Here is a 20,552-nt window from a genome sequence, read left to right on the forward strand (position 1 = left end):
GTCATGCACTTCACTCTTCGCCCCATCTCTTTCGCTGTGGCCTGTGGCCTGGCGTTCTCGCTCGCCTCGCCGGTCCAGGCGCAGCCGCAGAACTGGCGCGCCACGCATTCCCACGCGCCCGACGCCAGCGACTTCACGCCCGGCGCCGAGATGCGGTCCGGCGATACGCTGCATGTCGCGGTCTCGCTTCAGCTGCGCAACCGCGAGCAGCTCGAGGCGTTCGCCGCCAGCCTGATGTCCGGCCAGACCGCGACCCCGCTGACCAGTGAACAGTTCCTGTCCCGGTACGCGCCGACGGCGGCCGATGTCGCCGCCGTGGTCAAGCACCTGAGCCAGAGTGGCTTCGTCAATATCGAGGTCAGTCCCAACAACCTGCTGGTGAGCGCCGATGGTTCGGTGGGCACCGCGCGCTCGGCCTTTAATGTCCAGATGCGCCACTTCTCCAGAGGCGAGCGCACAGCGTACGCCAACACCAACGATCCGGTGGTGCCCAGCGCATTGAGCGGCATCGTGCTCGGCGTGCATGGCCTGCAAACCGTGCATCTGGCGCACACCGCGCAGGTGGAGGCGCAGGCGTCGGTCTACGCCACCGCCGGCAAGGTGGGCCACAGCCCGACGGCCTGGCCGGCGATCTACAACGCCACCGCCCTGCCCACCGCTGCCAAGACCACCATCGGCATCATCACCGCCGGCAGCATGACACAGACGTTGACGGACCTGAGCAGCTTCGCCCGCACCGCCGGCTATGCGCAGCCGGTGGTCAGCGTGGTCAACGTCGCCAGCGCGAGCCGGCGCGTGAGCACGACCGCCACCACGGACAATACGGCGGAGTGGAATATCGACAGCCAGAACGCGCTTGGCGCGGCCGGCGGCGCCGTCAAGTCCATGGTGTTTTATGCGGCGAACTCGCTGTCCGAAGCGGATCTGACGGCGGCCTACAACGCGGCCGTCGCGGCCAATGTCGCCAAGGTGATCAACGTGTCGCTGGGCGAGTGCGAATCCAACGCGCGCCTGAGCGGCACGCAGGCCACCGACGACCAGATCTTCCTAGCCGCCGTGGCGCAAGGCCAGACCTTCGTCGTCGCCACCGGCGATGCGGGTTCCTACGAATGCGGCGGCAAGACCAGCGCGCAAAGCTATCCCGCCGTCTCGCCGTATGTGATCGCGGTCGGCGGCACCTCGGTCTCCACCAGCACCACCGGCGCGTGGACCGGTGAAACCGTTTGGGCCTGCACCAACTACAGCACCTGCGCCACCGGTGGCGGCACGGGCGGTGGCGTGAGCCTGATCGAAGCCGCACCAAGCTGGCAACTGGCGTCCAAGGTGCTGGGCACTTCGACCCGCCGGGGCGTGCCTGATATCTCGTTCGCCGGCGATCCATCGACCGGCGCGATCACGCTCGTCAAAGGCAAGTATGTGCAGTACGGCGGCACCAGCCTGGCCGCGCCTATCTTCGCCGGCTTCTGGGCGCGGATACAGTCCGCCAATGGCAACCGCCTGGCCTTCCCCGCTCCCGCTCTGTACAAATATGGCGTGGCGCAGACCACGCTGTTCCACGATGTCGTCTCCGGCACCAACGGCGGCTACACGGCGGCCAAGGGTTGGGACTACACCACAGGTTTCGGCAGCCTGAATGTCGGTAGCTTCGCGGCCTTCGTCACCTCCAGCGGCGGGTTCTGACGCCTGTCAGTAGATCTCGCGGCGCAGGCGCTGCATTTGCTGCTCATGACGTTCCACCCAGCGGCGGGCGTCATCGAGCTGCCGTTCGAGGCGCGGGATGTACTCGTATAGATCGTGGCGCTCCTGCTCGCGGCGGGCGTCCTGCTTCCTCGTCTCGTCGTTGACCACGCGGTCCTTCGCGTCCTGATTCGATCGGATCTCGCGTTCCAGCCTGGCCAGCCGATGGCGGGCGTCGCTCAGCCGGTTCGCCACTTCATTGGCATCGTCAACCGCCTGGCGGTGCTTGGCGGCGGCGATCTCGAAATCCTGCCCGCTCACGTAAGCATGCTTCAACTGGTTGCGCATCTCGACGCGGCAGACCTCGACCATCATGCCGATGTTGGTGCGGCCACGTTCGAAGGCGTTCTCCGGCTGGCAGTATTTGGCGTTCTGCTCTTCCCATGCCGACGTGTACTGGTCGCGGGTTTTGGCGGTGACGAACACGCCGTCGCGTCCCGCATTGGCGATGCGCTCGTCCAGCATGAACGGCTTGCCATAGCCATCGTCGGCGCCGGCCTGGCTCCAGTAGGCGGCAAGACGCGTCTCCCAAGCTTGGCGATAGTCGGATTCGAAAATCTTCAGGCCCTTGGCGCGTGCCTCCTTGCTGCGCATGGCGAAGTCCTTGCCGCTGACGGCATCCTGCGTGCCGAGGTTGCGCCAGTAGTTGACGATCTCGCCGTTCCAGGCGGCGCGGTAGGCATCCTCCTGCACCTGCACGCCGGCGCTGCGGGCGGCGGCGGCACGGTCGCGGAAGGCGCTGTCCGGCGTGCCGTTGCGCGCGTCGGTGTAGCCGGCATCCTGCCAGAAGGTGCGATTGCCGATTTGCCAGCCGTCGGAGTATGCGGATTCGTCGAAGCGCAGCTGCACGCCGGCGGCCTTGGCGCGCGCGGCGTCCTTTTGCGCGGCCAGCGGTTGGCCGTCGGTGCCGGCGCGCTTGCCCAGCCCCCGCCAGTATTCGGAATTGCCGATGGCCCAGCCGGCATCGTAGGCTGGGCGGTTGAGCGGCGTATTGTGCTTGCGGACTTCTTCGCTGGCCACGTGGGCGTCAAATTGGGGTTGCTGTCCGTTGCCGCCATCGGCCTTGCCAAATTGCGACCACAGGTCCCAGTTCCCTTGCGCCCAGCCGGCCGTGTACTGCGCCTCCGCGCCGGTGGCGGCGGGTTGCTTGGCGTCGGCGTGATCGTCGCAGAAATCCTTGCGCTCCGCGTAGTTGGCCGGCTCGCCCTGCAAGCCGTCCTTATGGCCTATGGCGTTCCAGTCGCCTACCTTGCAATCGGCGATGCGCTGCATGGTGGATTGGCAGCCGGCCAGCAGCAGCGGCACGGCGAGGATCAGCGGGCGAAAGCGGGTCAGAAAATTCATGGCGGCGTTTGAGAGTTTCAGCGGCCAGATTATATGGCAAATTTGACACGCTCAGGCCGGGTTTTGCGTAAAGCTCACCCTCACCATCAGCCCCGGACCCTCGTCGCGATTCGCCAGCAGGATGCGGCCCTGGTTGCGCGCGGCGGCCCGCTCGGCGATCGCCAAGCCAAGACCGCTGCCCGCCTGGTCCTGGTCCGGCAGCCGGAAGAAGCGCTCGAACACCTTGCGCTGCATTTCCGGTGCGATGCCCGGCCCCTGGTCGGCCACCGAGAAGTCCACGCGGCCATCGGCTTCCAGGATGCAGACCGTCACGCGCCCGCCTTCCGGCGAGTACTTGACGGCGTTGCTGACCAGGTTATCGATCAACGACGCCATGCTTTCCAGGTGCATCGGCAGAATGCAGCGTTCCGGCGCCTGCAGTTCAATTTCGACGTGGCGCGTGGCGGCGATCTGGCCGGCCAGCGCCAGGCGGTCCGCCACCAGTTCGACCAGGTCGCGCGGCACCAGGCTGGCGTGATCGCGGTCGCCACCGGAGCGGGCCAGTGCCAGCAACTGATGCACCGTGTGCGTGGCGCGCTGCACGCCGGTGCGCAAGCCTAGTCCGGCCTCCTCCACGCGCTGCGCGGTGCGCGTGGTGGCCAATGTGTCGGCATTGATCTGGATGATGGACAGTGGCGTCTTGAGTTCATGCGCGGCGTCGACGAGGAATTCCTGTTCGCGCTCCAGCCTCTCGGTCAGGCGCTCCATCAGGCGGTTCACCGAGCCGACCAGCGGCGACAGCTCCAGGTATGGCGACGGCGCCAGCGGCGACAAATCGGTGGCCGAGCGCTCCTCGATCTCGCCGACGATGGACTTCAAGGGCCGCAAGCCGACACGAATGATGAACCAGGCCGGCAGCAGCAGGAACGGTATGCTGAACAGCAGCGGCGCAAAGTAGTAGCCGATGCTCGACACCTGCAGCATCCATTCGCCTATCACCTCGGTCGCCATGCGCACCGTGACGCCGGTTGCGGGATCGTCTTCCACCGAGACCACCCAGCCATCCCGGAGCGGCTGCCGGTAGGGGCCGGCGGCGGCATCGGTGGGCGGCAGGCCGGCATCCGGCGAGGCGTAAACCAGCTGCCCGTGCCGCCAGACCTGCGTTTGCAGCGCGGGGATGTACCAGCCCAGTTCCGTGTACAGGGCGTAGTGCAGCTGTTCCATCTTGCGCACCAGCGGCTGGAGCTGCTCGGGCGGCCTTTCGCCGATGGTTTGCATCAGCACGATGATGCGCAAGGCGCTGGCGCGCAGTTCGCGCTGCATGTCGCGGCGCTTGCTGGTGCGGGTCTCGTACACATCCAACGCCAGGTTCGCCAGCCAGATCAGCATCATCACCGCGATGAAGCCGAACAGCAGGCGCTTGAACAGCGAGCGATTGTGCATCGTCATTTGTCGACGACGTAGCCGACGCCGCGCACCGTGCGGATGTAGCCCTCGCCGATTTTCTGCCGCAGGTGCGACATGTGCACGTCCAGCGCCGCGCCCTCGCTGTGCGGCAGCGCGCGCGATTCGAGCTCGCGCCGGGTCAGCACGCGGTCCGGGTAGCGCATCAGCGCGTGCAGCAGCGCGAATTCGGTCTTGGACAGCACCACGTTGACCCCGGCGCGGGTCAGCAGCATGCGCTTATCGTCCAGCACCAGGTCCTTGACCTTCCACACCGGCTCACCGGATTCGCTCCAGCCGGTGGCGCGCCGCATCACCGCGCGCAACCGCGCCAGCAGTTCCGTGACCACGAAGGGCTTGACCAGATAGTCGTCGGCGCCGCGATCGAGGCCGTTCAGGCGATCTTCCAGGCTGTCGCGCGCGGTGATGACCAGGATGGGCAGCGTGTGGCCGGACGCCCGCAGCTCGCGCAGCACGTCGATGCCGTTCCCGTCGGGCAGGCCCAGGTCCAGCAGCACCGCGTCGAACGGTTCGTTTTCTACCCAATGGCGCGCATCGCTGGCGCGGCGCACCCATACCACTTCCTGTCCCGCATCCTGCAAGGCCGCTTGCAAGGCCTTGCCCAATTCCAGGTCGTCCTCGACCAGGCATATCTTCATGTGTCGCTACCTCTCTCGTGAAGCGCGTATCTACGCATCTTATCGACCGCCTGTCAATCGCCTGCGCGCCACAGCGTTAGGAAACCCTTAAGGTTTCTTTTGGATTGCGTTAAGGAAGACTGGGGAGAATCTGCCCACACTAAAACTATTATCGAGGGAGCTTGGATGGACAGCAAAGCAGGGATGAAAACGGTGCCAACGCCTGTCGCGTCGGCGGTGGCATTGATGCTCGCGTGCGCGGCGCCGCCCGCAATGGCGCAGCAAACGGCCGGCGACAGCGGCCAGCCGCTGGAACAGGTGGTGGTTACCGGCATCCGCGCCTCCCTGCAGCAGGCGCTGGCCCGCAAGCGCAATAGCGATACGCTGTCCGAAGTGGTATCGGCCGAGGACATCGGCAAAATGCCGGACAAGAACGTGGCGGACGCCATCCAGCGCGTGCCGGGCGTGAACATCTCCTCCTCCGCCGGCGGCGAAGGTGGCTTCGCCGAGAACGACCGCGTGAGCATCCGCGGCACGAGCTCCAGCCTGACGCAGACGCAGGTCAACGGCCACACCATCGGCACCGGCGACTGGTTCGTGCTGGACCAGGCGGGCGCGGTCGGGCGCAGCGTGAGCTACGCGCTGCTGCCGTCGGAAATCGTCAGCGCGGTCACGGTGCAGAAAAGCCAGCAGGCCGACATGGTGGAAGGCGGCGTGGCCGGATCGGTCAATATCGAAACCCGCAAGCCGCTGGACTTCAAGAAGCAGCTGACGCTGGAGGCTTCGGCCCAGGCCATCCACGCCGACCTGCCCAGCAAGACCGATCCGCAAATGAATGCGCTGATCGGCTGGAAGAACGATGCCAAGACCTTCGGCGTGCTGGTGCAGCTGTTCTCGGAAAAGCGCCACGAGCGCCGCGACGGCCAGGAGTTTTACGGCTACACCGCCATCGCCGCCGACAGCAACGCGGCCAAGGCGCATCCCGAGCTGGCGGGGATCCTGGCGCCGGCCGGCATCAGCGCCTCGCTGTTCGAGCAAACCCGCAAGCGCACCGGCGGCGCCTTCGACCTTCAGTTCAAACCGAACAAGGACCTGAGCTTCGACATCAACGGTTTCAGCTCGCAGCTGGACGCGGCCAACTACAACCGCAGCTTCTACAACAACATCGCCGCCAACATCAACGCCACCAACCCGGACACCGGCGCCCCGGTCGGCGTGGTCCCTTCGGCCTACACCATCAAGAGCGGCACGCTGGTATCGGCGACGATACCAGCCTCGCAGTACCCGGCCGTCAGCGCCACGCAGACCTACAACTCGTCGCTGTATTCGGCCTTCGGCGACCAGATCTACCGTCCCGGCTCGTCGTCCTCGTCGGCCTACATCGATCTCGATGGCAGCTACAAGGTCAACCAGGACCTGCGCATCAGCGGCAGCGTGGGCTACACGCGCGGCACCGGCAAGACCCCGGCCGATATCGGCTACGAGGCCGGCCTGACCGGCGCCGGTTCCAGCTACACGCTGAACGGCCTGTCGCCGGCCACCATGTCCTTCCCAGGCGCGGACACGTCGAAGTTCACCAACTACGTCACCGCTTCCGCCTGGGGCTCGCACGTTATCACCAAGGACGCCGAAAAGTACGCGCAGGCCGATGCCGAACTGCGGCTTGACCGCGGCGTCATGGAGTCGGCCAAGTTCGGCGTACGCTTCGCCGAACACCATCGCAGCGTGAGCCAGCCGGAGAACCGCAGCTGCAAGGCCTGCGACGGCACCACCTCGGCGCCGCTGCCGGCGTGGAACGGCTCGACCTACCCATCCAACTTCGGCAACGGCATCACCAACAGCGCCGGCTTCCTGCGCAACGTCTGGCAGATCAACCCCGCCGACATCGCCGCCTGGGCCGCCAAATACGATCTGGCCGGCGGCCCCACCACCGAGAACTGGGCCGGCGAGATGGACGTGAAGGAGAAGTCCAGCGCCATCTACGGCATGGTCAACCTGGCGGGCGACGGCTGGCGCGGCAACGTGGGCGTGCGCTATGTGCACACCAACCAGGCCACCATCACCAACATCCCGGGCGGCGACCATCCCATCGGCCAGGACAACGTGAACGGCCCGTACACGCCGACGCTGAACCAGAGCGGCTACAACGACTTCCTGCCGAGCGCGAACTTCAAGATCGACCTGTCGCCCAAGCTGGTGGCCCGCGCGGCGGTCGCCAAGACGATGGCGCGTCCCGACTTCAGCGCGATGGTCGGCGCGGTGACGCTCAACGACACCAACCTGACCGGCAGCAGCGGCAATCCGCGACTGAAGCCGGTCCGCTCGACCAACTACGACGTCGCGCTGGAATGGTACTTCGCGCCGAAAGCGCTGCTGTCGGCCGGCGTGTTCTACATGGACATGTCGTCCTACGTCACCTACGGCACGGCCAACCTCACCTACTTCAACAACTCGTTCAAGCGCTTCGACAGCTACGCCATTTCGTCGCCGACCAATATCGCGGCCAAGAACAAGGGCGTGGAGCTGGCGTACCAGCAGCACCTGTTCGGCGGCGTGGGCGTGGTGGCCAACTACACCTACACCGACGGCAAGGCGGACGACGGCCTGCCGGTGGTGGGCAACTCGAAGAACACCTACAACGCCGAGACCTACTACGAGGACGACCGCTTGAGCGCCCGCCTGGCCTACACCTACCGCTCCAGCTTCTCGGGCGGCTTGTACAACAGCTTCCCGCAGGTGATGGCGGGAACCGGCAACCTGGCGGCGTCGATCAGCTACAAGATCAACGAGAACCTGTCGATCACCTTCGATGCGCTGAACCTGAACAACGCGGTGCTGCGCTACTACGGCACCAACAAGGACCAGCCTATCGCCTCGTATTCGAACGGCCGTCAATACTACCTGGGGTTGCGTGGCAAACTCTAAGCCGGCGCGGATACTGGCGATCGACGCCTTCCGCGGCGTCACCATCCTGGTCATGATCTTCGTGAACACGCTGGCCGGCGTGCGCGGCATGCCGGCCTGGATGGAACACGCCCCGGCGGACGCCGACGCCATGACCTTCCCGGACGTGGTGTTCCCGGCCTTCCTGTTCATCGTCGGCATGTCGATACCGTTCGCCATGGCGCAACGGCAGGCAGCGGGCGATACGGCGGCCCAGCGCTGGCGGCATGTACTGACCCGTGCCGCCGGCTTGCTGGTGCTCGGCGTCTTCATGGTCAACGCGGAGGATGGCTACAACGAGGCGGCGATGGGCATGTCCATCCATCTGTGGTCGCTGCTGTTCTACGGCTGCGCCATGCTGGTATGGGCCGTCCACCGGTTCGAGAACAGGGCGCTGTCGCTGGCCTTGCGGGCGGCCGGCGTTGGCGGGCTGGTGGCGTTGGCGCTGGCGTTTCGCGGCGGCGCCGATGGCAGCCTGCGGCTCGCGCCACAATGGTGGGGCATACTGGGATTGATAGGCTGGGCGTACCTGTACAGCGCAGTGGCGTGGGAGCTTGCGCGTGCGCGCATTCTGCCGCTCGTCGCGCTGGTGCTGGCCTGCACGGGCCTGTACACCGCCGCCCATGCGGCGCCATCGTCCGCGCTGTCGCAGCTGCTGGGTGCGCAGGCCGAAAACGCCGTGCACACATCGATCGCGCTGTGCGGCATGGTGACGTCGCTGATTTTCTTCGGCCAGGGGCGCGGGAAGCCCTTCCGCGATGCCCTGCTGCTTGCGCTGGCGCTGACCGCGATCGCCTTCGCGCTGCGGCCCTGGTTCAGGATCTCGAAGATCTATGCCACGCCGAGTTGGGCGCTTTACAGCGCCGCCATCTGCGTGCTGCTGTTCGCGGCGCTGTACTGGGTGGTCGACCTGCGGCGCATGAACGGCTGGGTGGCGCTGGTCCGGCCGGCGGCGGCCAATCCGCTGCTGGTTTATATCATTCCCTACATCGTCTTCGCGCTGATTCAGCTGCTGCACCTGGCGCTGCCGGACGTGCTGGGCGCCGGTTGGCCCGGATTCCTATGGGCCCTTGCCTACGCCATCATCGTCATGGCGCTGGCGGCGGGCCTCAACCGGCTGCATTTCACATTGCAGCTCTAACCTCGAAAACTATGCGCCTCAATTCTATCGACGCGGTACGCGGCCTGACGGTGGCCGCCATGCTGCTGGTGAACGACGCCGGCGACTGGTCGCACGTCTACCCTTGGCTGGAACACGCCGAATGGCATGGCTGCACGCCGCCGGACTTTATCTTCCCCATCTTTCTGTTGATCGTCGGCGTCTCGATCAACCTTGCGCTGGGGCCGCGCCTTGAGGCCGGCGCCAATGCGACGGACCTTGCGCGTCCGGTGCTGCTGCGCGCCGCGCGCATCGTGCTGCTGGGGATAGCGCTGCATGTGGTGGCGATGCTGCTGCTGAATGGACGCGGCTTCCGCCTGTTCGGCGTGCTGCAACGGACCGGCATCTGCTTCGCCGTCGCGGGACTGCTGGCCATCCACATGCGCAGCGCCCATGCGCAGTGGGCGGTGTTCGCCGCCATCGTGCTGGGATATTGGGCCTTGCTGGTTGCCGGCGGTTCGCTGGAGCCGGGCCTGAACCTGCCCGACCGCGTCGACAGCGCGCTGCTCGGCCACCTGGCCTACCAGTACGACGCCGCCACCGGCATCGGCCACGACCCGGAGGGCATCCTGGGCACGCTGCCGTCGCTGGCCACGGTCATCCTCGGCCTGCGCGCCGGCGATTGGCTGCGGCGCGGGCAAACCCGCACGCTGGCACTCGCCGGCGCGGCGGCGATGCTGGCCGGCGGCCTGTGGTCGCTGGTGCTGCCGCTGAACAAACAGCTGTGGACTTCGTCGTTCGTGCTGTGGACGGGTGGTTTCGGCATGTTGGTCATCGCGCTGGCGCATCAGCTGATCGACGTGCATGGTTGGCCGGCGTTGGGCCGCGCCATGGGCCTGAACGCCATCGCCGCCTACGCCGGGTCCTGGATCGCGACTTGCGTGATCGAAGGCAGCGGCATCATGGAGCCACTTTACGCGACGATTTTCAGCCGTCCGCTGACCCCGTTGCTGGGCCCCTGGGCGGCCTCGCTGGCGTTCGCCGCCTGCTTCACCGCCCTATTCTGGCTGGCCATGGCCGGCGCTGAAAAAAGAGGCTGGCGCATCACGATTTGAGGCCGGTTTTTTTTCGTATTTTGAGCGGGATCGCTTCCATTGCTAGCACACCCATTGCGACTATCTCAACTTACTTTACAAATTAAAAATATTCCAAATTGCATGTTGTTCATTCATAATGCTTTTAGAGCAAGTTCACTGAAACCAGCGCAAGTCACCGCCGGCGGCCGGCCGTCCGCCTCAAACACGAAATCTGGAGTTTTTATATGCGTCTTAAATCGATTATGTTGGCCCTGTCCGCCGTTGCCGCCCTGAGCGCCAGCGTCGCAAACGCCGCCGTACCTGGCGAGTTGATCGTCAACGGTGGTTTCGAAACCGGCAACTACGGCCAAATCGGCTGGGGCGGCCATCAGCTGCAGGGTTGGAACAGCAACGGCTACAACTTCCTGTTCAATGGTTCGAACGTGGACCAGGGCGGCGTGCAAGGCAGCTACGGCAAGCTGCAACTGTGGGGCCCGCATAACGGCTCCGCCAACGGCCTGGGCGCCAGCCCGGTCGGCGGCAACTTCGTCGCGGCCGACGGCGCGTTCGAGATCGCCCCGCTGACCCAGACCGTCAACGGCCTGGTCGCCGGCCAGCAATACAACCTGAGCTTCTACTGGGCCGGCGCGCAGCAGCAAGGCTTCAGCGGCGCCACCACCGAACAGTGGAAGGTCTCGCTGGGCAACCAGACCAAGTCGACCGACGTGAAGAACAACGTCAACCACGGCTTCACCGGCTGGCAAAAGGAAACCTTCACCTTCACCGCCAACAGCACCAGCGAAGTGCTGAGCTTCCTGGCCGTGGGCACCCCGGCCGGCGTGCCGCCGTTCTCGCTGCTGGACGGCGTGTCGATGGTGGCCTCCGTACCTGAGCCGCAAACCTGGGGCATGCTGGGCCTGGGCCTGGGCCTGGTCGGTTTCGCCGCACGTCGCCGCAAAGCCAAGGCCGCTTAATTCGCCGCCAGCCTCAAACAATGCCGGACGTTCGCGTCCGGCATTGTCGTTTCCGTTTCCGCTATGATTCGCACCATGACTTCGATGAACGCCCTGCTCGCCTACCTGCCCACCTTTGCGGTCAACGTCGCGCGCTTGTGCGTGTGGCTGGTGCTGCTGTCGCTGGTGTTCGTGCCGCTGGAGCGCTGGCTCGCGGTGCGCCAGGCGCGCCTGTCGCGGCGCGCGCTGGCGATCAATCTGGGCCTGTATTTTCTCAACAGCCTGTTGCCGGCCGCCGTGCTGGGCGCGCTGATGGCCGTGGTCGCCGTGGCCGCGCAAGCGGTGCTGCCGGCCGCCGTGCCCGCCGCCGTGGGCGCGTTGCCGCTGGCGGTGAAGCTGCCGCTGTCGCTGCTGATCGCCGAGGTCGGCTTTTATTGGGGCCACCGGCTGAGCCACCAGCTGCCATGGCTGTGGCACTTCCATTCGGTACACCACAAGCCCGAGCACCTGTACTTCCTGGTCAACACGCACGCACATCCGGTCGACATGGTCGTCACCCGGCTGTTCGGCATGACGCCGCTGTACATCCTCGGCCTGGCCGGCGCCAGCGCGGGCGGCAGCGCCACGCCGGCGCTGGTGATCGTCATCGGCACCGTCTGGGGATTCTTCATCCATTCCAACCTGCGGGTCCGGCTCGGCCCGCTGGAATCGATCATCGCCACGCCGGCCTTCCATCACTGGCACCACACCAGCGTGGCGCCGCTGGACCGCAACTTCTCGTCGACGCTGCCCTTCCTCGACCGCGTGTTCGGCACCTGGCACCTGCCCGCCGAATGGCCCGCGGCCTACGGCATCAGCGAGGCGCCCCGCGCAGCTAGCGCCGCGCCGCCTCGTACAGCGGCGTGACCTTGGGCATGAGCGCGCTCAGCTCGGCGATGCGGGTCTGGTCGGACGGATGCGTGGACAGGAACTCGGCCGGCGCCTTGCCCTTGTTGGCCGCCGCCATCTTGTTCCACACCGAGATCGCCGCGTTCGGGTTGTAGCCGGCGCGCGCCGCCAGTTCCAGCCCCATGCCATCGGCCTCCGACTCGTTCTGCCGCGAGTTCGGCAGCACGTACAGGTAATGCGCCACCTGATTGGCGGCTTCGACTTGCGCCGCGCTGTTGGGCGCGGCCGTCAGCGCCGCCTGCGACAGCGCGTTCTGCGCATAGGCTTTCGACACCCGCTCGCGGCCGTGCTCGCGCAGCGCGTGCGCCACCTCGTGACCCATGATGACGGCGATCTCGTCGTCGCTGAGTTTCAGTTGGCGCACCAGCCCGCTGTAAAAGGTGATCTTGCCGCCCGGCGCGCACGAGGCGTTGAGGATGGGCGCGTCGATCAGCACCAGCTGCCAGTGCCATTTGACGGCGTCGTCGCGGAAGGTACCGACCTGCTTCTGCAGCCGGCCCGCGATGCGCGACAGGCGCTCGTACTCCGGCCCTGCGGTGACCAGCCTCCCGGCCGCCTTGGCCTGCTGGTTCTGCTGCGTGTAATTGACCAGCGCCATTTTCTCGACCGTGTCGGCCGAGACCAGCATCAACTGCTGGCGCTGCGCGCCGACGACGCCGGGCTTGGTGGTGGAGGCGCAGGCGCCCAGCGCCAGCGCGATGGCCAGGCTGCAGGCCGGTGTACGTAACCGTTTCATGGAGTTCTCCCTGTTGGACGTGGAACTCACATTTTCCACAGGGAAAATATTTAGCGTCTAATCCAGATCAAGAAGCGGGCGATCCTTCGCTATAATCCAACGTCCACAACATGACGAAGAAAGCTTCGGATGATCAAAAGTTTGCGTATTGCCGGCGCGGTGCTGCTGGCCTGCCTGTCCGGCGCGGCCGCGGCCGACACCTTCGAGACCATCGAGGCGGCGCCGCTGAAGGAAGTGTGGCTGAACGGCGGTTTCTACTCCTACCATTTTCAGCGCGACAAGGGCCTGAACGACAGCAATCCCGGCCTGGGCGGCGAGTACCGCTTCTCGACGGTGGCGTCGGCCACGGCGGGCCGCTTCTACAACAGCGACCGCGCCTACTCGAACTACGTCGGCGTGTACTACCAGCCGTGGAAGGTCGGCCCGGTGCGGCTGGGCGCGGTGGCGGGCGGCTTCAGCGGCTATCCGAAGATGCGCGACGGCGGCTGGTTCCTGGCGGCCATCCCCACCGCCAGCTTCGAATACAAGAGCGTGGGCGTCAATGTCGCCATCGTGCCGACCTACAAGGACCGGCTCTATGGCGCCATTTCCGTCCAGCTCAAGCTGAAGGTCTTCGACTGATCAGTGACGCGCCTTGGACGAGACGGCGATCTGGTCGAGGATGTGCTTGGGCACGGCCGCGTAGTGCTTGAACTCCATCGTGTACGTGGCCCGGCCCTGCGTCAGCGAACGTAGCGTGGTGGAGTAGCCGAACATCTCGGCCAGCGGCACCAGCGCGCGGATGATCTTGCCGCCGCCGCCCGGGATCTCGTCCATCCCCTGCACCATGCCGCGCCGCGCCGTCAGGTCGCCCATGGCGTTGCCCATGAACTCTTCCGGCGTCTCCACCTCCACCTGCATCATCGGCTCCAGCAGCACCGGGTCGGCGCGCCGCATGCCGTCCTTGAAGGCCATCGAGCCGGCCATGCGGAAGGCGTTCTCGTTCGAGTCGACGTCGTGGTAGGAGCCGAAGGTCAGCGTGACCTTGACGTCGACCACCGGATAGCCGGCCAGCACGCCGCTGCGCAAGGTCTCCTGCACGCCCTTGTCGACCGCCGGGATGAACTCGCGCGGCACCACGCCGCCCTTGATGGCGTCGACGAACTCGTAGCCCTTGCCCGGCTCCAGCGGCTCCAAGGTCAGCACCACGTGGCCGTACTGCCCGCGCCCGCCGGACTGCTTGACGAACTTGCCTTCCACATCGCTGGCCGCGCGCTGGATGGTTTCGCGGTACGCCACCTGAGGCTTGCCCACGGTCGCCTCGACGCCGAACTCGCGCCGCATGCGGTCCACCAGGATCTCCAGGTGCAGCTCGCCCATGCCGGACATGATGGTCTGGCCCGACTCCTCGTCCGTGTGCACGCGGAACGACGGGTCCTCCTGCGCCAGCCGGTTCAGGGCGATGCCCATCTTTTCCTGGTCGGCCTTGGTCTTCGGTTCGACCGCCTGCGAGATCACCGGTTCCGGGAAGATCATCTTTTCCAGCACGATCACGTGGTCCGGCGAGCTCAAGGTATCGCCGGTGGTCACGCCCTTCAGGCCCACCGCCGCCGCGATGTCGCCGGCGTAGACTTCCTTGATCTCCTTGCGCTCGTTGGCGTGCATCTGCAGGATGCGGCCCAGGCGCTCCTTCTGGCTCTTGGTCGGGTTATAGACCGTGTCGCCGGAATTGACCACGCCCGAGTACACGCGGAAGAAGGTCAGCTGGCCGACGAACGGGTCGGTCATGATCTTGAACGCCAGCGCGGAGAACGGATCGCTGTCGGTCGGATGGCGCTCGATCGGATTGTCGTCCTCGTCATGGCCGGCGATCGCCGGCACGTCCACCGGCGACGGCAGGTACTCGACCACCGCGTCCAGCATGGCCTGCACGCCGCGGTTCTTGAAGGCGCTGCCGGCAAGCATCGGCACGATCTCGTTGCGGATGGTGCGCGCGCGCAGGCCGGCCTTGATCTCGTCCTCGGTCAGCACGCCGCCGTCCAGGTATTTTTCCAGCAGCTCGGGCGAGCCTTCGGCGGCCGCCTCGACCATCTTGTCGTGCCACTCCTGGGCCAGCCCCTGCAGGTGCGCGGGGATGTCCTCGTAGGTGAACTTGACGCCCAGGCTCTCGTCGTCCCAGTTAATCGCGCGCATCTTGACCAGGTCCACCACGCCGTGGAAGTTGTCCTCGGCGCCCAGCGGAATCTGGATCGGAATGGCGACGCCCTTCAGCCGCGTGGCGATCTGCTCGCGCACGCGGAAGAAGTCCGCGCCGACGCGGTCCATCTTGTTGATGAAGGCGATGCGCGGCACGGCGTACTTGTTCGCCTGGCGCCACACGGTTTCCGACTGAGGCTGCACGCCGCCGACCGCGTCGTACACCATGACGGCGCCGTCCAGCACGCGCATCGACCGCTCGACCTCGATGGTGAAGTCGACGTGGCCGGGCGTGTCGATGATGTTGATGCGGTGTTCGGGGAAATTGCCCGCCATGCCTTTCCAGAAGGCGGTGGTGGCGGCCGAGGTGATGGTGATCCCGCGTTCCTGTTCCTGCTCCATCCAGTCCATCGTCGCAGCGCCGTTGTGCACCTCGCCGATTTTGTGGTTGACGCCGGTATAAAACAGGATGCGCTCCGTGGTCGTGGTCTTGCCAGCGTCGATGTGCGCGCTGATGCCAATGTTGCGGTAACGCTCGATGGGGGTCTTGCGGGTCATCATTCTCTCCTTGGTGCAATGTGAATGCAGGAAGTCTCACGTGCGGCGATAACGGCGGATTTCAAGTGCCGCCGTGGCGCCTGCCGTGCGACATGACTAACGGCAATTAATATAGGCTGTAGAATAACAAGCAAGTTTAACCGAAAGTGCTCCATGACTGTTCCATCGAAACACGCTCTTCTTCTCTCCCTGGGCCTGGTCCCGGCTCTGGCTTTAGCCCAATCCGCCGCGCCGCCGGCGGCCACCGACCTTGAGCTGCGCATCGAACGCTGCTCCGTGCTGGGGGACGCCAGCGCCCGCCTGGCGTGCTACGACGCCCTGGCCAAGACCGGCCCCGCGCTGAAAAGCGTCGGCGGCGCCGCGGTCGGCGTGCCGGATCCCGGCAAGGTCAGCAAGCTGGCCACCGCCTTGACCCAGCCGTCGAGCACCCAGCCGGACGAGCCGCCCGCCGCGCCGCTGCTGCCGCCCAAGGTGGCCGCCATCACCACCATACCGCCGGAGGACGCCGTCTCGCGCATGGTGCAATGGTGGGAGCTGGACCGCTCGTCCAAGCGCGGCGTGTTCAATTTCCGGCCGCACCACGACACCTATCTGCTGCTGGCCAATTACAGCACCAGCTCCAATGATGCGCCTTTTGAGAATTTCACGCCGGCTGGCATCAAATCCCAGCACACGGAACTGACCTACCAGCTCAGCTTCAAGATGAAGATGATCGAGCAGGCGTTCAAAACCCCGGTCGACCTGTGGTTCGGCTACACCCAGAACAGCTTCTGGCAGGCCTACAACCGCGCCGCCTCCAGCCCCTTCCGCGAGACCAACTACCAGCCCGAGCTGATGCTGACCACGCCGCTGAACCTGAACCTGGGCAGCGCCCTCGACATCCGCTACCTGACCCTGGCCGTGATGCACCAGTCGAACGGGCAAACATCGACGCTGTCGCGCAGCTGGAACCGGGTGTATGCGGAAGTGGGCGCCGAGCACGGCAAGCTGGCCGCGCAGTTGCGCATTTGGAAGCGGCTGGACAATGCCCGCTCGGACAACGACAACATCGACATCGTCGACTACCTGGGACATGGCGACCTGAACCTGAGCTACCGCAGCGACGGTCATGAATTCTCGCTGATGGCGCGCCACAACTTCAAGAACGGACGCGGCGCGCTGCAGGCCGGCTGGGCCTACCCGGTGGTCGCCAACTTGAAGGGCTACCTGCAATTATTCAACGGTTACGGCCAAAGCCTGATCGACTACAACTACAAGCAAAAGTCGGTGGGCGCCGGTTTCCTGGTCGACTTCTAATCCCCGCACTGCCGCCGTCACCCATTGACAGGCGGTTCTTTTCGCGTTAATTTAACCATATGGTTAAATACGAACATCAACTCGACGCGGTCTTCACCGCCCTGGCCCATCCGGCGCGACGCGCCATGCTGGCGCGGCTAGGCAGGGGCGAAGCCACGGTGAGCGAACTGGCGCAGCCGTTCGAGATGTCCATGCCCGCCATCACCAAGCATCTGAAAGTGCTGGAAAAGGCCAACTTGATCAGTCGCGGCAAGAATGCGCAATGGCGGCCCTGTCGTCTGGAAAAGGCGAGCCTGGAGACGGCATCAGGCTGGATAGACGAGCAGCGCAAGATCTGGGAGTCGCGCCTGGACCGCCTGGAGGATTATCTGCACACACTGGAAAAACAGAAAGGAAACGACGATGGCAACGAATGAATCCGAACGTGAACTGGTATTGCAGCGCGAGCTGCCTTTTGGCCGGGAGCTGATCTGGAAGGCCATGACCGAGCCCGAGCATGTTAACCGGTGGTGGGGGCCGGACGGCTTCCGGAACGAAGATGTCAGCATGGACTTCCGCGTCGGCGGCAGCTGGACGTTCGACATGGTGGCGCCTGACGGCACCCGCTATCCCAACCATGCGGTATTCAAGGAAATTACGCCACCGTCCAGGCTGGTGTATGACCAGGGCTGCGGCAAGCGGATCTGGTTCGAAGCCAGCATCACACTGCAGGAGGTGGGCGGCGGCACCCTCCTCACCCTGCGCCAGCTATACCCGAACAAGGAATCGCGCGACGAGGTGATCGAAAAGTTCGGCGCCGTCGAAGGCGGCAAGCAGCACCTGGCGAAACTCGAAGCCTATCTCAAACAAAACCTGACCTGACCCACCGGAGACGCTCACCATGTCACTCGCACTGTACGGCCATCCGTTTTCCGCATACACCCAGAAGGTGCTGATCGCGCTTTACGAAAACGAGACGCCATTCGAATTCCGTAGCATCGGGCCGGAAACGCCGCAGCACACGGCCGAATGGCTACGGCGCTGGCCGCTGCGCAAATTTCCGCTGCTGGTGGATGGCGAACGTAACGTCGTCGAAAGCAGCATCATCATCGAGCACCTGCAGCTCGCCCATCCCGGACCGGTGCGCCTGCTGTCGGCGGATCCCGCCGCCGCACTGGAGGCGCGTTTCATGGATCGCTTTTTCGATCTGCATGTGATGAGCCCGGTGCAGCACGCGGTCGGCGAGGCGCTGACGGGCGATGCGGTGAAGAAGGCGGAAGGACTTGCCTATGCGGCAGGCAAGCTGGAAGCCGCCTACGCCTGGCTTGAAGGATATCTGGCCGACAGGGCCTGGGCCGCAGGCCGGGATTTCACGCTGGCCGATTGCGCCGCCGCGCCTGCCCTGTTCTACGCCGACTGGACCGTGCCGATTGCCGCGCAGTTCCCGCTGCTGCGCGCCTACCGTGCCCGGTTGCTGGCGCGCCCATCGTTTGCCCGCGCGGTGGACGAGGCGCGCTGGTTCCGTCCCCACTTCCCGCTGGGCGCGCCGGACCGCGACTGACGCGATCGCCGGCGGGCATCAGCGGCTCGGCGAGCCGCGCAGGATGCGCGCCGGCAGCATGACGATGGCGCGCAACAGCTCGAACACTCCCTCCACGCCGATGCCGATCAGGCGGAACGGCAGCGTCAGCAGCCAGAACAGGGGATACAGCACCAGCGCCAGCAAGGCCAGCGGCCAGCACAGGAAAAGCAGACCCAGCCAAAGAATAAAGCTCAGCATATGACGCTCCCGGAATGAATATTATCTATAATGCCACTGTAGTTTGGCGACCGGCCGGGCGCAATTCCCGTGCGACCAGCTGCGCATAGCCGCGATCAACCGCGCCTTTCATGGGACAAACGGAAAAATAATGCTCAAACCCTGGTATGTGGCGGCCCTGCTCGGCAGCTCCGCTTTGATGAACGCGCAAGCCCAGCAACAGCCGGCGACGGCCCCCAGCGTGGTGGTGGCCGGCCAGCGCCACGCCTCGCCGTGGTTCCGCGCCGAGAGCCAGCACCTGGTGGTGTATTCGAACACCAGCAACAGCCAGGTCGCGGACCTGCTCAACCAGCTTGAAAAGCTCGACTACATGCTGCGCCTTTACACCCAGCCCTTCCTCAAGTCCAGCGGCGCCGAGCCGCGGCTGACGTTCTACTATCACGACGGCGCGGTGGCGCTGAATCCGCTGGGCGTCAGGCAGCCGGCCAACGCCATCGGCCTGTACAACAGCTGCGCCTCGGGCGTGCAGGGCTACGGCGTGCGCCTCAGCCCGGACGACGAGGAAGGCCTGTCGGCGCTGTACGAGGCCTACACCCGCCACTTCCTGTACCGCTACACCGACATCCGCGCGCCGATCTCCTTCATCGACGGCATGGCGCACTACTTCGCCAGCGTGCGCTTCACCGACACCGAGATGGTGGTCGGCCGCACGCCGGCCAGCCTGGGCCGCTACCTGGACTTCCTGGGGAACGGCCACCGCTACAGCCTGGAATACAAGGACGTGCTGGAGCAGAACGACTCGCGCGGCCAGAACTATGCCTCCACCGCCGGCATCAAGCTGGAGTTCGCCGCCCGCTCCTGGCTGCTGACCCACTACATGCTGTCCACCGACGACAACCGCAAGCACATGGTCGACTACCTGAGCGCGGTCTACCGCGACGTGCCGATCACCGAAGCCTTCGAGCAGGCCTACGGTCTCAAGGTGAGCGAGCTGAGCACCACGTTGTGGCGCTACCGGCTGCAAAAGCAGGCGGTGCTGACGGTGCACATTCCCACCCTGCCGGCGGCGGTGATGAACTTCGACACCCTGCCGGAGTCGTCCGGCGAATTCGTGCTGACGGAGGCGGCGCTCAAGTCCTGCCCCGACCGCAAGACCGGCGAATCGCTGCTGCGCCGGACCGCCGAGGCGGCCGCGCGCTATCCCGCCAACGCCTACGTCCAGCGCGTGCTCAGCCGCGCGCAGATCGACTGGGGCAATCCGCAGGACGCCATGCCCTACCTGACCTCGGCGGCGGGCAAGCCGGAGGCCGGCGCGGAAGTGTTTTATCTGCTGGGAGAGGCTCAGCTGCGCCTGAGCCGGACGGAAGCCGCACGCGCCAGCCTGAGCCGCGCGCTGACGCTGGATCCGAAGTCGGCCGAGGCGGCGTCCGCGCTGTACCAGGCAGGAATGAAGGCCGGCGCCGCGCCGGACGAGGCCACGCTGCAGGCGGCCATCACGGGCTGGAAGAACGCGCACGAGGTCAACACGCTGGCGCGCCAGGCCGCGCTGGCCTACGCCTATGCCGGCGAGCTGCCCAAGGCGCGCAACGCCCTCAAGCTGATGGCGCATAACATCCGCGAACCCGAGTTGGCGGCCTGGGCGAAAACCTGGCTGGATAAATTGGCGGCGGGCGTAGGCCAAGCCGAGGTGCTGGCGGAGATGCGGCTGCAACCGGCGTCAGGCACGGTGTTCCGCGAATGGACCATCGCCAATTCGATGGTCATGCAGGATGTGGAGTACAACGCCGGCTTGCAGGATGCGCGCAGCTTCCTCAGCCAGCAAAGCCTCAATCCCTCGAGTCCGGACAAGGCCGTGCAAGCGACCTTCGATACGCGCTAGGCGGCCCTGC

Annotated in this window: 18 protein-coding genes; 12 read left to right on the forward strand and 6 right to left on the reverse strand. The window is 65.6% G+C overall.

Translation table 11 applies throughout. The annotated features are described in order from the left end of the window. The first annotated feature begins 3 nt into the window (after window positions 1-3). Window positions 4-1,680 carry a protease pro-enzyme activation domain-containing protein gene (locus tag HUX88_RS14080; protein ID WP_176362184.1) on the forward strand — a complete coding sequence of 559 codons (1,677 nt, stop codon included), beginning with the start codon at window positions 4-6 and terminating at the stop codon, window positions 1,678-1,680. Window positions 1,681-1,686: 6 nt separating this feature from the next. On the opposite strand, the gene HUX88_RS14085 is transcribed toward HUX88_RS14080, so the two are convergent. The 3 genes from HUX88_RS14085 to HUX88_RS14095 are packed head-to-tail and all read right to left on the reverse strand — an operon-like array spanning window position 1,687 to window position 5,162. Further along, complete coding sequence (locus HUX88_RS14085) at window positions 1,687-3,081, reverse strand: DUF2799 domain-containing protein (protein WP_176362185.1); 1,395 nt, start codon at window positions 3,079-3,081, stop codon at window positions 1,687-1,689. A 51-nt stretch (window positions 3,082-3,132) separates the two neighbouring features. After that, the gene (locus HUX88_RS14090; protein ID WP_176362186.1) at window positions 3,133-4,509 is read right to left on the reverse strand and encodes an ATP-binding protein; all 1,377 of its coding nucleotides are present in this window, start codon (window positions 4,507-4,509) and stop codon (window positions 3,133-3,135) included. Continuing rightward, window positions 4,506-5,162, reverse strand: a complete 657-nt coding sequence (locus HUX88_RS14095; RefSeq protein WP_161083362.1) for a response regulator transcription factor — start codon at window positions 5,160-5,162, stop codon at window positions 4,506-4,508. Before HUX88_RS14095 ends, HUX88_RS14090 begins: the two co-directional genes overlap by 4 nt. A 165-nt stretch (window positions 5,163-5,327) precedes the next feature. On the opposite strand from HUX88_RS14095, the gene HUX88_RS14100 reads away from it, so the two are divergent. The 5 genes from HUX88_RS14100 to HUX88_RS14120 all read left to right on the forward strand — a co-directional run bounded on the left by HUX88_RS14100 (window position 5,328) and on the right by HUX88_RS14120 (window position 12,118). Beyond that, window positions 5,328-8,066, forward strand: a complete 2,739-nt coding sequence (locus HUX88_RS14100; protein ID WP_176362187.1) for a TonB-dependent receptor — start codon at window positions 5,328-5,330, stop codon at window positions 8,064-8,066. Beyond that, on the forward strand, window positions 8,053-9,225 hold the full coding sequence (locus tag HUX88_RS14105) for a DUF5009 domain-containing protein (RefSeq protein WP_176362188.1): 1,173 nt from the start codon (window positions 8,053-8,055) through the stop codon (window positions 9,223-9,225). The genes HUX88_RS14100 and HUX88_RS14105 overlap by 14 nt, the downstream gene beginning before the upstream one ends. Window positions 9,226-9,236: 11 nt before the next feature. Further along, window positions 9,237-10,298: an acyltransferase family protein gene (locus tag HUX88_RS14110; RefSeq protein WP_176362189.1), complete on the forward strand. Its 1,062-nt coding sequence runs from the start codon at window positions 9,237-9,239 to the stop codon at window positions 10,296-10,298. 206 nt (window positions 10,299-10,504) lie between these two features. Further along, the gene (locus tag HUX88_RS14115) at window positions 10,505-11,233 is read left to right on the forward strand and encodes a PEP-CTERM sorting domain-containing protein (protein ID WP_176362190.1); all 729 of its coding nucleotides are present in this window, start codon (window positions 10,505-10,507) and stop codon (window positions 11,231-11,233) included. 75 nt (window positions 11,234-11,308) lie between these two features. Beyond that, window positions 11,309-12,118, forward strand: coding sequence for a sterol desaturase family protein (locus HUX88_RS14120; protein WP_229219350.1), 810 nt, complete (start codon window positions 11,309-11,311; stop codon window positions 12,116-12,118). Here the strand turns inward: HUX88_RS14120 and HUX88_RS14125 are convergent. Then, entirely contained in the window at window positions 12,087-12,896 is an 810-nt protein-coding gene (locus tag HUX88_RS14125) for a M48 family metallopeptidase (protein ID WP_117010727.1), read from the reverse strand. The two genes, HUX88_RS14120 and HUX88_RS14125, sit on opposite strands and share 32 nt — an antisense overlap. A gap of 129 nt (window positions 12,897-13,025) precedes the next feature. Between HUX88_RS14125 and HUX88_RS14130 the strand changes: the two genes are divergently transcribed. Then, window positions 13,026-13,517, forward strand: a complete 492-nt coding sequence (locus HUX88_RS14130; protein ID WP_117010729.1) for a hypothetical protein — start codon at window positions 13,026-13,028, stop codon at window positions 13,515-13,517. Here the strand turns inward: HUX88_RS14130 and fusA are convergent, their stop codons facing one another. Continuing rightward, window positions 13,518-15,629, reverse strand: a complete 2,112-nt coding sequence (gene fusA / locus HUX88_RS14135) for an elongation factor G (protein WP_176362191.1) — start codon at window positions 15,627-15,629, stop codon at window positions 13,518-13,520. Between the two features lie 153 nt (window positions 15,630-15,782). Here fusA and HUX88_RS14140 point away from each other — a divergent pair, with 153 nt between their 5' ends. From HUX88_RS14140 to HUX88_RS14155, 4 genes are read left to right on the forward strand one after another with little or no spacing between them, the layout of a single operon-like run. Further along, window positions 15,783-16,925 (forward strand): phospholipase A, encoded by a 1,143-nt coding sequence (locus tag HUX88_RS14140; protein ID WP_176362192.1) that lies wholly within the window; start codon window positions 15,783-15,785, stop codon window positions 16,923-16,925. A gap of 59 nt (window positions 16,926-16,984) precedes the next feature. Further along, window positions 16,985-17,341: a helix-turn-helix transcriptional regulator gene (locus HUX88_RS14145; protein ID WP_117010733.1), complete on the forward strand. Its 357-nt coding sequence runs from the start codon at window positions 16,985-16,987 to the stop codon at window positions 17,339-17,341. Then, window positions 17,328-17,786 carry an SRPBCC family protein gene (locus tag HUX88_RS14150; RefSeq protein ID WP_117010735.1) on the forward strand — a complete coding sequence of 153 codons (459 nt, stop codon included), beginning with the start codon at window positions 17,328-17,330 and terminating at the stop codon, window positions 17,784-17,786. Before HUX88_RS14145 ends, HUX88_RS14150 begins: the two co-directional genes overlap by 14 nt. 19 nt (window positions 17,787-17,805) lie before the next feature. After that, window positions 17,806-18,465, forward strand: coding sequence for a glutathione S-transferase family protein (locus HUX88_RS14155; RefSeq protein WP_176362193.1), 660 nt, complete (start codon window positions 17,806-17,808; stop codon window positions 18,463-18,465). Window positions 18,466-18,483: 18 nt separating this feature from the next. On the opposite strand, the gene HUX88_RS14160 is transcribed toward HUX88_RS14155, so the two are convergent. Continuing rightward, on the reverse strand, window positions 18,484-18,684 hold the full coding sequence (locus HUX88_RS14160) for a hypothetical protein (RefSeq protein ID WP_117010739.1): 201 nt from the start codon (window positions 18,682-18,684) through the stop codon (window positions 18,484-18,486). A gap of 130 nt (window positions 18,685-18,814) precedes the next feature. Here HUX88_RS14160 and HUX88_RS14165 point away from each other — a divergent pair, with 130 nt between their 5' ends. After that, entirely contained in the window at window positions 18,815-20,542 is a 1,728-nt protein-coding gene (locus tag HUX88_RS14165) for a tetratricopeptide repeat protein (protein WP_176362194.1), read from the forward strand. Window positions 20,543-20,552: the final 10 nt, after the last annotated feature.

Source organism: Duganella sp. BJB1802 (genome assembly GCF_013369445.1).
Classification (GTDB): Bacteria; Pseudomonadota; Gammaproteobacteria; order Burkholderiales; family Burkholderiaceae_D; genus Rugamonas; species Rugamonas vulcania_A.

Excerpts from the sequence above, each read along its gene's own strand:
- HUX88_RS14080 (WP_176362184.1), top strand. The coding sequence starts at position 4 with ATGCACTTCACTCTTCGCCCCATCTCTTTCGCTGTGGCCTGTGGCCTG.
- HUX88_RS14085 (WP_176362185.1), bottom strand. The coding sequence starts at position 3,081 with ATGAATTTTCTGACCCGCTTTCGCCCGCTGATCCTCGCCGTGCCGCTG.
- HUX88_RS14090 (WP_176362186.1), bottom strand. The coding sequence starts at position 4,509 with ATGACGATGCACAATCGCTCGCTGTTCAAGCGCCTGCTGTTCGGCTTC.
- HUX88_RS14095 (WP_161083362.1), bottom strand. The coding sequence starts at position 5,162 with ATGAAGATATGCCTGGTCGAGGACGACCTGGAATTGGGCAAGGCCTTG.
- HUX88_RS14100 (WP_176362187.1), top strand. The coding sequence starts at position 5,328 with ATGGACAGCAAAGCAGGGATGAAAACGGTGCCAACGCCTGTCGCGTCG.
- HUX88_RS14110 (WP_176362189.1), top strand. The coding sequence starts at position 9,237 with ATGCGCCTCAATTCTATCGACGCGGTACGCGGCCTGACGGTGGCCGCC.
- HUX88_RS14115 (WP_176362190.1), top strand. The coding sequence starts at position 10,505 with ATGCGTCTTAAATCGATTATGTTGGCCCTGTCCGCCGTTGCCGCCCTG.
- HUX88_RS14120 (WP_229219350.1), top strand. The coding sequence starts at position 11,309 with ATGACTTCGATGAACGCCCTGCTCGCCTACCTGCCCACCTTTGCGGTC.
- HUX88_RS14125 (WP_117010727.1), bottom strand. The coding sequence starts at position 12,896 with ATGAAACGGTTACGTACACCGGCCTGCAGCCTGGCCATCGCGCTGGCG.
- HUX88_RS14130 (WP_117010729.1), top strand. The coding sequence starts at position 13,026 with ATGATCAAAAGTTTGCGTATTGCCGGCGCGGTGCTGCTGGCCTGCCTG.
- fusA (WP_176362191.1), bottom strand. The coding sequence starts at position 15,629 with ATGACCCGCAAGACCCCCATCGAGCGTTACCGCAACATTGGCATCAGC.
- HUX88_RS14140 (WP_176362192.1), top strand. The coding sequence starts at position 15,783 with ATGACTGTTCCATCGAAACACGCTCTTCTTCTCTCCCTGGGCCTGGTC.
- HUX88_RS14145 (WP_117010733.1), top strand. The coding sequence starts at position 16,985 with ATGGTTAAATACGAACATCAACTCGACGCGGTCTTCACCGCCCTGGCC.
- HUX88_RS14150 (WP_117010735.1), top strand. The coding sequence starts at position 17,328 with ATGGCAACGAATGAATCCGAACGTGAACTGGTATTGCAGCGCGAGCTG.
- HUX88_RS14155 (WP_176362193.1), top strand. The coding sequence starts at position 17,806 with ATGTCACTCGCACTGTACGGCCATCCGTTTTCCGCATACACCCAGAAG.
- HUX88_RS14160 (WP_117010739.1), bottom strand. The coding sequence starts at position 18,684 with ATGCTGAGCTTTATTCTTTGGCTGGGTCTGCTTTTCCTGTGCTGGCCG.
- HUX88_RS14165 (WP_176362194.1), top strand. The coding sequence starts at position 18,815 with ATGCTCAAACCCTGGTATGTGGCGGCCCTGCTCGGCAGCTCCGCTTTG.